Annotated in this window: 1 pseudogene; it reads right to left on the bottom strand. The window is 73.2% G+C overall.

Annotation, left to right across the window (positions count from 1 at the left end):
• Positions 1–228 (bottom strand): annotated as a pseudogene (locus tag F6X37_RS36270) (hypothetical protein); the annotation flags it as partial.

Here is a 228-nt window from a genome sequence, read left to right as displayed (position 1 = left end):
CGGAGAAAACCGGTCCCTGATGTCCGGTGAGCTTCGCGATCACCTCGCCGGTCGCCGCGTCCCACACCCGCGCGGTCCCGTCCGCGGACGCGGTCACCACGCGCTGGCCGTCCGGGCTGAAGGCGGCGGAGAAAACCGGTCCCTGATGTCCGGTGAGCTTCGCGATCACCTCGCCGGTCGCCGCGTCCCACACCCGCGCGGTCCCGTCCGCGGACGCGGTCACCACGC

Source organism: Paraburkholderia sp. 31.1, from assembly GCF_014397645.1.
GTDB classification, from domain to species: domain Bacteria; phylum Pseudomonadota; class Gammaproteobacteria; order Burkholderiales; family Burkholderiaceae; genus Paraburkholderia; species Paraburkholderia tuberum.
Note: the sequence above shows the minus strand (reverse complement) of the source record. Positions and strands in the feature narration are given on the sequence as shown.